The sequence below is a fragment of the Flavobacterium humi genome, from assembly GCF_004745595.1.
GTDB lineage: Bacteria > Bacteroidota > Bacteroidia > Flavobacteriales > Flavobacteriaceae > Flavobacterium > Flavobacterium humi.
Genome location: NZ_SRLH01000003.1, coordinates 243,656 through 255,684, shown reverse-complemented (window position 1 = coordinate 255,684; position 12,029 = coordinate 243,656). Strand labels below are relative to the sequence as shown.

The following is a 12,029-nucleotide window of genomic DNA, read 5'->3' as shown; positions in this document are numbered from 1 at the left end:
TTTCGTTTTTTTAAATTTAATTGGGGCGACAAATTTACAAGATTAAATGACATTTCAGCTATTTAGCATAAAACTTATGTCAAACTTGTTGATAAATTTACGTTTGCCGCCCAAATTTGGCTACTTCGAGAGGGTTTGTATTGATTATGAGGCTACTAAAATTAGATCGAAGGAAAAAATATGTAAGAATAATCGTGTGGATTGTTTGGTTTTTCATCTAAATAAATATTTCTTAACGGATTAAGATTAGGCTGTATGTAATATTATTTTACATTTGTAGCCCCAAAAGTTATTCGGCTCTTGGTTTAATTAATTATATATTTATGAAAATTAGAAATTTTTTCACTATTTTATTTCTATTGTCCTTAACAGTAAACGTGAAAGCCCAGACGAAGAAATTTGCTGTCCAGACAGTTGCTTTTTATAACCTGGAAAACCTTTTTGATACCATCAACGGGCCTAATAATGATGAAGAATGGCTGCCTAACGGACTTCAGAGATGGACAGGGGAAAAGTATAAAAAGAAACTGGCGAACCTAAGCCGTGTCTTGGCGGAAATCGGAACAGGTGAAAACCCGAACCCTCCGGTACTTATCGGAGCTTCCGAAATTGAAAACCGCGGTGTTCTTGAAGATTTGATAAAACAGCCTAAACTGATTGATAAAGATTATGGTATCGTTCATTTCGATTCACCGGACAAACGTGGGATCGATGTAGGCCTTTTATACCAAAAGAAACACTTCAAACCGACAAGTTACATCAATGTGCCTCTTTATATATATAAGGAAGAAGACAAAGGCAAGGATAAAAAAGAAGCCGAAGAGAAAACGGACGACGTTACGGCAGCTTCAGGAAACGACAGAAGGATTTATACCCGTGACCAATTGCTGGTTACAGGATTATTAGACGGAGAAGAAATCAATGTTATCGTTTGCCACTGGCCATCGCGTTCCGGAGGTGAAAAGAAAAGTGCTCCCCTTAGAGAAGCGGCGGCGGCACTAACCAGAAAAATCACAGATTCCCTGCAAAGGATCAAACCGGATGCCAAAGTAATCATACTTGGGGATTTGAATGACGGAAGTTTCAATAAAAGTGTCAAGGTTGAAATAGGTGCCAAAGGCAAAAAATCGGAAGTAGAGCCGTATGGCGTTTACAATCCTTTCGAAAGCATGGCCAATAAAGGAATGGGAACCATCGGATATCGTGATGCCTGGGATATTTTTGATATCATAATGGTTACCGAACCGCTTATCAAAGAAGATTATTCTTCCTGGAGGTATTGGAAAGCCGGGATTTACAACAAACCTTTCCTGATTACCACTACCGGGCAGTATAAAGGATACCCGCTACGCCATTCGATGACAGAAGTTGGGTTTAGCGACCACTTCCCGACGTATATTTACTTAATCAAGGAAGTAAAATAAAACTACCAAAGGCTGGATTTTCCCAGCCTTTTTTTATTTCATATAAACAGTAGGCAGCCATATTTGCTATGCTTCGCCAGTTCGCAAGCCCGGGCCGCTTTTATAATTATGTGCAATTGTGGTTTTGATTTATGGTGATTTCATAACTTTACATTTAAAACTATAAGCATATGGCAATCGCGAAACCTTTTAACCTTACGAAATGGATTGAAGAAAACAGGCATCTTCTAAAACCGCCCGTAGGCAACAAAAACCTGTACGTTGATTCCGGGGACTATATCGTCATGATCGTAGCTGGGCCCAACAACCGGAAAGACTACCATTACAATGAAACCGAAGAATTGTTCTATCAGCTTGAAGGTGATATTACCGTTTATGTCCAGGATGAAGGCAAGAAAGTAGCCATGCGGCTTTCTGCGGGAGATATGTACCTGCATCCGGCCAAAATTCCCCATTCCCCGGTAAGGGAGGCAAATTCCATAGGGTTGGTTGTGGAAAGGAAGCGCAATGACATCGGGGCAAAAGACGGATTATTGTGGTTTTGCGAGAACTGCAACCATAAACTGCACGAAGTGTATTTCGGTTTGAACGATATCGAAAATGATTTCCAAAAGCACTTCAACCATTTTTATGCCTCGAAAACCCTAAGGACATGCACGCAATGTGGTACCGTCATGGAACCGCTTTAGGCATTGTTAAGAAATAATTATGAGTTTTTGTATTTAAAAAGCTTTACTTTCGCAAAAAAATTAAGAATCCTCATGGACGATTATTCAAGGAAAACGAAAGATAAACAGGAATAGCGTTGCTTATTTGCAAACGCTATCCCAAAACAGCGCTTTGCATTATGATTACTTTTTACAAAAACAACAACGGGTTATTACAAACCGAAAATTCCGAAAACAACTGCTGGATCAACGTAGTCTGCCCAAACCGGGACGAAACCCAATACCTTCTTCAGGAGTTGCAGGTTCCGGAAGCTTTTTACAATGATATTGAAGATTTTGACGAACGCCCGAGGATTGAAACCGAAAACGGCTGGTGCCTGATCATTATAAGGATCCCTTTCAAGAGCAACGATGAAAAACTACCTTTTAGCACTGTGCCACTAGGCCTGATCTTCAAGGATGATGTTTTTGTGTCGCTTTGTTTCCAGCAAACCGATATGCTTTCCGATTTTGTCCTGTATACACAACGCAAGAAAATTACGGTCAAGAACCATTTCGACCTGGTACTGAAATTACTTTTGTCTTCCAGCGTCTGGTTCCAAAAATACCTGAAACACATCAACCAACGGATCAAACTGGCCGAACACAACCTGGAAAAATCGATCAAGAACGAAGAGCTGCAGGCATTGCTGCAAATAGAAAAATGCCTTGTTTTCTTCATTACCTCCTTAAAAGGCAACGATATTTTATTCCACAGGATCAAAAACCTCAAGAGCCAGGCCGGTGCCTTGGATCCGGATTTGCTCGAAGATGTCGAGATCGAATTACGCCAGGCCGAAGAAACCACAAATGTGTACAGCAACATCCTCACCGGGATGATGGATGCCTACGCTTCGGTCATTTCGAATAACCTGAACATTATCATGAAAAAACTAACGTCTATCTCCATCATACTGATGATCCCGACATTGGTAGCCAGTTTGTACGGCATGAACGTCCCGAACAACCTGCAGGGCAATCCGTTTGGTTTTTGGATTATCCTGCTTATTTCCCTGATAATTTCTATTTTTGGTGTATTCATGTTTAAGAAAAAGAATTTGTTTTAGGAGCTGTTCCTGCTGTACACTCTATCTTTTCATTCTTAAAGAAAGAATAAAAAGGATGCCGTTTCCATCAGGGCTAGCGATAACTTTACCCGGAAACCAATCCACGATTAAACAAAAAACCATACATTTGCGAAAAATATAACAAAAAACGATAAAATAGTTAAAATGTCAACAATAGCACAACAATTCGGCATGACCGAAGCATTAGCGCAATTAGGCGTAAAAGCAATAAACGAAGGAACCTCTACAGGAAATAACTGGTTTTCCAACGGAGAGGTTTTCGAAAGCCATTCACCGGTAGACGGGCAATTAATCGGTAAAGTAAAAGCATCTACAGCTGCAGATTACGAAAAAGTAATGCAATCGGCTACGGAAGCTTTCAAAACATTCCGTTTGATGCCGGCGCCGCAGCGTGGGGAAATCGTTCGCCAGTTTGGTGAAAAACTACGCAAGCACAAAGAAGCTTTAGGGAAACTGGTTTCTTACGAAATGGGGAAATCCTACCAGGAAGGTTTAGGAGAAGTTCAGGAGATGATCGATATCTGTGATTTCGCAGTAGGTTTGTCCCGCCAGTTGCACGGTTTGACCATGCACTCCGAGCGTCCGGGGCACAGGATGTATGAGCAGTACCACCCGATGGGAGTTGTAGGGATTATTTCCGCGTTCAACTTCCCGGTAGCGGTTTGGGCCTGGAATACCGCTTTGGCTTGGATCTGCGGAGATGTTTGTGTTTGGAAACCTTCTGAAAAAACACCACTTTGCGGAATTGCCTGCCAGAATATCATTGCAGAAGTTTTAAAGGAAAACAACCTTCCGGAAGGAATCTCTTGTTTGATCAACGGAGATTATAAAATTGGAGAATTAATGACTGCTGATAAACGCGTGCCATTGGTTTCCGCTACAGGTTCCACCCGAATGGGTAAAATCGTTGCGCAGGCAGTTGCCGGTCGTTTAGGGAAATCATTATTGGAATTAGGAGGAAACAATGCCATCATCGTAACTCCGGATGCCGACATCAAAATGACTGTAATCGGAGCTGTTTTCGGAGCAGTTGGAACGGCCGGGCAAAGATGTACTTCAACCCGTCGTCTGATCATCCACGATAGTATTTATGATAAAGTGAAAGATGCCGTAGTGGCCGCTTACAAACAATTGAGAATCGGAAATCCATTAGATCAGAACAACCACGTTGGTCCGCTAATCGATACGCATGCTGTTGAAATGTACAACCAGGCACTTACAAAAGTTGTGGCCGAAGGTGGTAAAATATTGGTAGAAGGCGGCGTTCTTTCAGGAGAAGGATACGAAAGCGGCTGTTATGTAAAACCGGCTATCGCAGAAGCGGACAATGCATTTGAAATCGTTCAGCACGAAACCTTCGCACCTGTTTTATACCTATTGAAATATTCCGGAGATGTAGAAAATGCGATTGACCTTCAAAATGGTGTAGCACAAGGATTATCTTCTGCGATCATGACCAACAATTTGCGTGAGGCAGAACGTTTCTTATCTGTTGCAGGTTCCGATTGTGGAATTGCAAACGTAAACATCGGAACTTCCGGAGCTGAAATCGGAGGTGCTTTTGGTGGGGAAAAAGAAACCGGCGGTGGCCGTGAGTCTGGTTCAGATGCCTGGAAGATTTATATGAGAAGACAAACCAATACAATCAATTATACGACAAGTTTGCCATTGGCACAAGGAATCAAATTTGATTTGTAATCTTCAGAAAATAAAAGAAAAAAAGCGTTCCCAATCCGGAACGCTTTTTTAGTTTAATTCTAAATTGACCCCAAAATTTTGGCAATCCGTTAAAAGACTTACTTTTGCCCCGATTAAAACAAAAAACAATGCCTTTTATCAAATCAACATACGGACAATTAAACGAAGGAAGCGATTTCCTTTCGTGCGGTTTTGGGTTTGGTAAAAGATAAGTAGACGATAAACGATGCTATATAACAAGCCCGAAACTATGTTTCGGGTTTTTTTATGCCCGTATGGAACAGCAAAAATCACATAACAAAACAACAACATCGCAAATGGTGTCATTCAATTTCAATCTTTCAGGAACCGGAACACTGCCCTAAAGCAGCAGCCATGAGATATGTCATGCCCGGTTCTGGAAAACAGAACCGGGTTTTTATTTATAACCCAAAAAGGAATCAGATGTAAAAACAAAAAGAAATGGAAACAACTGTACTAACATTGACCGGCAATTTCGCTGTAAAACCAAAATCTGCATTTACGCAGCTGGTAGAGCGATTGTTCACAGAAAACGCAAAAACCGTAGGGAATCAAGGGACATTAGCCTCTGTGATCGGTACTTGTTTTGCGTCAATGAGCCAAACAAAGCATACCTGGAAAAGAGAAACATTCCGCGATTTGTTGCTGCATTTGGAGGCTCAGGGTTGTTATGCGTTGTTACGGGAAACCGCTTGCATCAATACTTTGGCAAACATGGCCGCTTTTGGGAATAAATCAGTAAGGGAAATCCGGAACTGGGAAAAAGGAGCTGTTGCGGCCGAGATCCAGATGAGTTCTTTAATCAGGCATTGTTTTGCCCGATACGAAGTTCCTGAATTTTTGGAAACTGCTTTCTATGAGGAAAACAAAATCCACATGTTCTGGTACATTCAATTGGGAAGAGGGGAAAGTGTCCTGTCCTTAAAAGGCTTTCCGGTAACATTTACCAGGAAAATGGCTCACGAATTCCAGAATGTGCCTGCTCATTATAGTGTTGCCAAAGCCATCAGGTGGGCACAAGCCAAAGGGTATGGTGCTTCTGCCGATATGGCTGAAACCATCGCCTGGAGTAGTCTGAACGAGCATTTTGAACATGAGGAATTCTGGGGAACGGTCATCCGGTTTTTGGTAAAACAGGAAACGTTGGCGTATAATGAAGTCCAGGAAGTATTGTTCTATATCCAAAACCAATTGGAAGCAAATAAAGAGTATTCTATGAAAGGCAGGAACTGGAAAACCTTGTTGAAACAATCTGGCGAATGGCATATAGAATACGCCAAAAGAATGGATGCTTTAAACAGGGCGGACTGGGCACCAAGCGGGATATCTCATTTCGGCAAAGAAGTGGCAACCCATGAAGAAACCATCCAATACAACATTATCGAATTGATAAGTTCCGAAGCGTTGTATGAAGAAGGCCATGAAATGAGCCACTGCGTTGCCGAATACGAATACGATTGCATGCAAGGTGCGGTTGCGATCTTTTCTTTGAGGAAAAAAGTTTCCGGGAATACCGAAATCCTGGCTACAATTGAAATTGATCTGTATTGTAAATCCATTGTCCAGGCAAAGGCGAAATACAACGACAACATTTCCCTTGAAGCGGAAGGGATCCTAAAGGAATGGGCCGGAAAAGAAAAACTGGCATTGGATTATGACGAATACGAACATGGAAACGAAGCCCACATTCCACAACCGGCTCCTGCAGTATTTAGGGAGTACCGCGCAGAGCGAAGGAATGATGCGGATGAAATCAACTGGAAATGGCTGTTTTATATCCTCTTTGCTTTGGCAAAAATCTGTATCGTATTGTCCAAATAAAAAAGAGTCCCAACCGGGACTCTTTTGATTTTTATTTCGTTTTTTTTACATATTGTGTCAAAATGACAATATGCTGCCCTTCTACGCGGCCTTCGATTTGCCCGGCGTTGTCCCAGACCAATTTGATATTATGGACCGGCGCGCCTCTTTTTGCAGTAAAAGTTGCTCCTTTTACATCCAAATCTTTAATCAGTACTACAGAATCTCCGTCTTTTAGGATATTGCCGTTCGAATCCTTATGGACGATTTTGCCTTCTTCGTCATCGCCTTCACCAGTAGCAGAAGCCCATTCCTGGGTTTCTTCATCAAGGTACATCATGTCTAGCAAATCCTGTGGCCAGCCTTCTGTACGCAACCTGGTCAGCATCCGCCAGGCTACAACCTGGACGGGTTTGTTTTCATTCCACATGCTGTCGCTTAAGCAGCGCCAATGGTTGGCATCGGTGGTTTCCGGATTTTCAATCTGGTTGATGCAAGTGGCGCACGCCAGGATACTGTCTTCCAAATTTCCTGTGGAAGCAGGCGGTACAAGATAGGCCTTTAAGTCATGGCTGTTGCCGCACAATTCGCATTTGGAATCGCTCCTGTCTTTTAATTTCTTCTCTAGTACGCTCATTATTACAGGTTAAAAGACATTCCTATGCTTACATTGAACTGGTTGTTGTAATTGTCAAAAAGCTCATTGTCTGTAGTATCGTATTTCGCGATAGGGAAAGCGGCTTCGGTAAACACACCAAATCCGTCGGTAAAGAAATACCGCGCTCCCACGTGCCCTCCGAAATTCCGTAAGCCCAGATCCAGTCCAGGATATACATCGAATTTATCATCTACATTTATAACATTGCCCAGATTTGCATTGAAACGTGCCCTGACATCTGCCCTGTCTCCAAACTCCGGACTGAAATCCAAATATTTGTTGGCAGATAGCAAATAGGTAACCTGAAAACCAAATGACATGTTTTCACCTAACCCAAAATCGGCTGTAGAAGTAATACCTGTTGCATCTTGCTGGATATTGGCACCCACCTGGAATTTGATGTCTCCTTTTCCTTTAAACGCTTGAGCATTTGCTAAACAGGCTGTAAACACAGCAATAAGTGTGATGATTTTTTTCATTTTCAAAAATTTTAATTGAGGACAAAGATAAGAAAGTTCCTTTTAATTCCGGCCTTTTTCATCAGGATAGAGACTGCTTACAGGGTCGCTTTGCCAAAATTCCTTAGTGTGAATATCCATAATGGTCAGCGGGCCGTTAAAAGCTGCCCCGGTATCAACGTTCCAGACATTGGCTTTGTTGACCGGTGTGGTTTCATTGATTTGGGAAACAGGCGTATGCCCGATAAAAATTTCGTCGTAGAGCAACAACCGTTTCGGGTAAAAAACAGAATCGCGGCTTAATTGGGCATTGAAAGAAAGGGCAAGTTCCCAAAGCGTCCTGTCCCAATACAGCATCCGGGGGAAATGTTCTATGGTGACACCTTTCAGGTTCGTGAATCCGGCATGTACAAATAGCCTGTTCTGCTCGTCCAGGTGGTAATTTTTCAGGGCAAGAAGGAAATCAATGTGTTTTTGCCTTGTTTTTTCCGGAACAGATTCATAAGCCAATACGGTTGATCTGCCTCCATGTTCGTACCACATGGGGTTGTTGTGATTGTTCTGTAGCCAGTGCACGGCCAGTTCGTCATGGTTTCCACGGATAAAAATACAATTATGGGTACTGTCAAGCTGGATCAGAAAGTCCAGTACCTGAGGGGATTGGCTCCATCCATCGACATAATCGCCAAGAAAAATCAACGTGTCTCTGGGTGTTATTTTAGCTCGTTGAAGTATTTGTTGTAAGGCAATAAGGCCACCATGTATGTCGCCTATTACTAATGTTCTCATTTTAATCAAATTATATTCCGAAATTTACAAAAAATAGCGAATCCCTTTCTTAAAAAAACAGATCGGTTTTGCTGCTTTTTCCGGCATGAAAATTTATTTAACAAAATACGAGGTAAAACCATAAAATTGATTATTCAAAGGGTTATAATTTTGAATAAAATTATAACATAAAAAACAACACGGATGAAATAAAAGATAATGTAAGTTTTTTAAACTCTCTGAATCAGTCATTTCCATCTTTGATGTTTCCAAAAACAAGTTTTAATCAATTTAATTATTAATATTATGAAAAAATTTTTATTTACCCTAGGCTTTGTAGTTTGTTTTGGTGCTTTAACCTCTTGTTCAGTTGACGAAATTGACGAAAACAATACCACTCAGGTTTCAGAAAATACCACACTAAACAATAGCGCAAGTGTATCTGGTAAAGATGGTGACGAGGAAATCCCTCCAGTTGTTACAGTTGATCCTATTGTTAAGCCAAAACAAGATTAATTCGGGGAACCGTCGAAATTACTTTTGTAATCGTTTTCGGGCAATTAAATTTTGTTTAAATTTGTGTGTCATCTTTAACCAAATTAATTAATTTGAACCGTAAAATTTATTTCCTTTTCGTTTTTTTTCTTTTCCTTGCCAGTTGCTCGGATGAGAAAAAAGAAAAGCTGGACGATTTGTCTGCAAGGAACCTCGATACCTTGCTGTCAAAAGCCCGCAATGAAGCGTATTCCAAAAAAGAGCGTCTCGATTATACGGACAAGGCTTTTGAAATGGTAAGCAAGACAAAAAATGATTCTTTGAACAGAAGGAACCATTTTAAAATCGCGAACCGGTATTTTGAGCTTTACGAATTGGATAAATATTTGAATGTGAGCAGGAAGTCCTACTCGCTGGCATTACAAAGCAACGATACGTTAAGTATCCCGAAAGCACTGTACTATATCGGGGATTTTTATTTTGAAAAAGCCAACAATGACAGTGCCTATTATTACTATTCAAAGGCTGAAAAACTATACCGGAAGTTAAACGACAAGGAAAACCTTGCCAAGACTATTTTATACAAAGCCTATATAATGCTTACCGAAAGGAATTATATAGGAAGTGAGATAGCAACCATCCGGGCATTGGGCCTGGCCAAAGAGATAGACGCAAAAATGCTGTCGTATGAATGTAATGTGAATCTGGGAAGTTCCTTGCTTGGGATGGATGATTTCAATAAATCCCTTGAATACCACCAAAAGGCCTTTTCAGAGCTGGAAAATTTAAAAAAAGAACCTCAGTATGAGATCTTAAAAGCACAGACATTCAATAATATTGGTGTTGTTTACCAGCATTTAAAGCAATATGGAAAAGCGGTTGAAACCTATCAAAACGCTTTACAAATCAATGACCTGGATAAAATCCATCCGGCAATATTTGCCGCCATTATTGATAATTTAGCCTACTCTAAATTCAAAATGGGAAATAATACGGTCTCTCCGATGTTTAAAAAATCATTGCGGATACGGGACAGTTTACAGATTTTACCGGGTATCGTCATCAACAAAATACATTTAGCCGAATATTATCTTGCCCAAAAAGATACTACCAAAGCTTTGGAATTTATAAACGATGCCAAAGCAAAGGCGAGTGAAACAAAAAATTACAGGGACGAATTAGCCTCTTTGGAACTTTTGGCTAAAATCGACCCTAAAAAAGCAGCAGTCCATAACAGGAATTACATCAAATTGAGCGACAGCCTCCAGAACATGGAGCGGGCCACACGGAACAAATTTGCAAGGATAGAGTTCGAGACAGATGAAATCCTGACTCAAAAGAACAATATCGAAGCGGAAAAAAATAAGATTTCATCACAAAGATGGTTAATTTTAGGACTAAGTTCGGTCTTATTATTGATCATCGTATTATTGTATATTACTAAAGTCCAACACGCCAGAAATAAGGAATTGCAGTTCGAAAAAGACCAACAGGAGGCCAATGAGCAAATCTATCAGTTGATGCTTGAGCAGCAAAATAAAATTGAGGAAGGCCGGCAAAATGAGAAAAAACGAATTGCCCAGGAACTCCACGACGGGGTAATGAGCAAACTGACCAGTACCCGTCTGAATCTGTTCATCCTGAGCAAAAGGACAGATGAGGAAACGATAAAAAAATGCCTTTCGCATATTGAAAACATCCAAAACATAGAAAAAGAGATACGGAGCATTTCCCATGATTTGAGCAAAGATATTTTCTCCGGGAAAGACAGCTTTGAAACAATTGTGGATTCCCTTTTTGAAGAGCAAAAAAGCATTTCCGAAGCCAATTACCACCTGGAAACGGATTCTGCCATCAATTGGGAGGAAGTGGAAAGCACCACCAAAATGCACCTTTACAGGATATTCCAGGAATCATTGCAAAACATTAATAAGTATGCCAAAGCCAAAAACGTCCGGGCAACCCTTACAAAACTGGGCAATCGCATTCACATAGAAATAGCGGACGACGGGATTGGTTTTGATGTCAAGAAGACAAAAGAAGGCATTGGCCTTAAAAATATGCAGTCCAGGATTAAAATAGTCGGTGGTGACATCCAGTTTCAGTCCCAAAAGGGAGAAGGAACCCAAATCGATATTTATATCCCGGCATAAATTTGTTTCACAATAGTTTATAAAACACGTATGGTATTAAAAATTCTCATGGTAGATGACCATCCTTCAATGATCGAGGGATATAAAATTATTCTGTCTTATAATGCTTTAGGATATGAAATAGAAACCACGGCAGCCCATAATTGCGAAAGCGCTTATGAGATTATCACAAATAAGGCAAAGTCGAATTTTTTCGATTTGATTTTCCTGGATTACAGCTTGCCTCCATTTGAAGAAAAAAACATCAACTCCGGTGAAGATTTGGCGATGCTGGTCAAAAAGCATATGCCCAACAGTAAAATAGCCATCCTTACCTCGCATACCGAGGCACTTTTGCTATACAATATCTTACGGAATATCGAACCTGCCGGATTGCTGGTTAAAAGCGATTTCAGCGCTGAAGAATTGCTTACCGCCTTTGATATGATTGTCAATGGGGAAACCTACCACAGTATGACCGTTAAACAATGTTTGAAAGAATTGCTGTCAAAGAAAGTATACCTGGACAATTTCAACCGTCAAATCATAACGCTTCTTGCGCAGGGTATAAAAACGAAAAACCTTCCCAACCACCTGAACCTGTCCATCAGTTCCATCGAAAAAAGGAAGGTCCAGATAAAGGATTATTTCTGTATCGAAAAAGGGACAGACGAAGATATTATCAGGGAAGCTAAAAAACTAGGCTTGATCTAAACCTTTTTTCCTTTCTTTCTGAAAAAGGGATCCCAATCGGAATCCCTTTTTTTGTGCCTAAAACCC

Annotated in this window: 11 protein-coding genes; 8 read left to right on the top strand and 3 right to left on the bottom strand. The window is 40.7% G+C overall.

All coding sequences use genetic code 11. From position 1 onward, the window contains the following. Positions 1-323 precede the first annotated feature (323 nt). The 5 genes from E4635_RS06470 (at position 324) to E4635_RS06450 (ending at position 6,759) form a co-directional block, all read left to right on the top strand. A complete protein-coding gene (locus E4635_RS06470) occupies positions 324-1,424 on the top strand; it encodes an endonuclease/exonuclease/phosphatase family protein (RefSeq protein ID WP_135525813.1) in 1,101 nt (366 codons plus the stop codon). A 170-nt stretch (positions 1,425-1,594) separates the two neighbouring features. Beyond that, positions 1,595-2,113 carry a 3-hydroxyanthranilate 3,4-dioxygenase gene (locus tag E4635_RS06465; RefSeq protein WP_135525812.1) on the top strand — a complete coding sequence of 173 codons (519 nt, stop codon included), beginning with the start codon at positions 1,595-1,597 and terminating at the stop codon, positions 2,111-2,113. Positions 2,114-2,271: 158 nt separating this feature from the next. After that, positions 2,272-3,198, top strand: coding sequence for a magnesium transporter CorA family protein (locus tag E4635_RS06460; RefSeq protein ID WP_135525811.1), 927 nt, complete (start codon positions 2,272-2,274; stop codon positions 3,196-3,198). Positions 3,199-3,363: 165 nt separating this feature from the next. Then, the gene (gene amaB, locus E4635_RS06455; protein WP_135525810.1) at positions 3,364-4,917 is read left to right on the top strand and encodes an L-piperidine-6-carboxylate dehydrogenase; all 1,554 of its coding nucleotides are present in this window, start codon (positions 3,364-3,366) and stop codon (positions 4,915-4,917) included. 462 nt (positions 4,918-5,379) lie between these two features. Beyond that, positions 5,380-6,759 (top strand): PcfJ domain-containing protein, encoded by a 1,380-nt coding sequence (locus E4635_RS06450; protein ID WP_135525809.1) that lies wholly within the window; start codon positions 5,380-5,382, stop codon positions 6,757-6,759. Between the two features lie 31 nt (positions 6,760-6,790). Here E4635_RS06450 and E4635_RS06445 read toward each other — a convergent pair whose 3' ends face one another. The 3 genes from E4635_RS06445 to E4635_RS06435 are packed head-to-tail and all read right to left on the bottom strand — an operon-like array spanning position 6,791 to position 8,643. Further along, a complete protein-coding gene (locus tag E4635_RS06445) occupies positions 6,791-7,375 on the bottom strand; it encodes a PhnA domain-containing protein (protein ID WP_135525808.1) in 585 nt (194 codons plus the stop codon). A gap of 2 nt (positions 7,376-7,377) precedes the next feature. Next, positions 7,378-7,875 carry a DUF6646 family protein gene (locus E4635_RS06440; protein ID WP_135525807.1) on the bottom strand — a complete coding sequence of 166 codons (498 nt, stop codon included), beginning with the start codon at positions 7,873-7,875 and terminating at the stop codon, positions 7,378-7,380. A 42-nt stretch (positions 7,876-7,917) separates the two neighbouring features. Beyond that, positions 7,918-8,643 (bottom strand): metallophosphoesterase family protein, encoded by a 726-nt coding sequence (locus tag E4635_RS06435; protein ID WP_135525806.1) that lies wholly within the window; start codon positions 8,641-8,643, stop codon positions 7,918-7,920. 285 nt (positions 8,644-8,928) lie between these two features. Here E4635_RS06435 and E4635_RS06430 point away from each other — a divergent pair, with 285 nt between their 5' ends. The 3 genes from E4635_RS06430 to E4635_RS06420 all read left to right on the top strand — a co-directional run bounded on the left by E4635_RS06430 (position 8,929) and on the right by E4635_RS06420 (position 11,963). Next, positions 8,929-9,138, top strand: a complete 210-nt coding sequence (locus E4635_RS06430; RefSeq protein WP_135525805.1) for a hypothetical protein — start codon at positions 8,929-8,931, stop codon at positions 9,136-9,138. A 92-nt stretch (positions 9,139-9,230) separates the two neighbouring features. Next, on the top strand, positions 9,231-11,270 hold the full coding sequence (locus tag E4635_RS06425; RefSeq protein WP_135525804.1) for an ATP-binding protein: 2,040 nt from the start codon (positions 9,231-9,233) through the stop codon (positions 11,268-11,270). Positions 11,271-11,300: 30 nt separating this feature from the next. After that, complete coding sequence (locus tag E4635_RS06420; RefSeq protein WP_135525803.1) at positions 11,301-11,963, top strand: response regulator; 663 nt, start codon at positions 11,301-11,303, stop codon at positions 11,961-11,963. Positions 11,964-12,029: the final 66 nt, after the last annotated feature.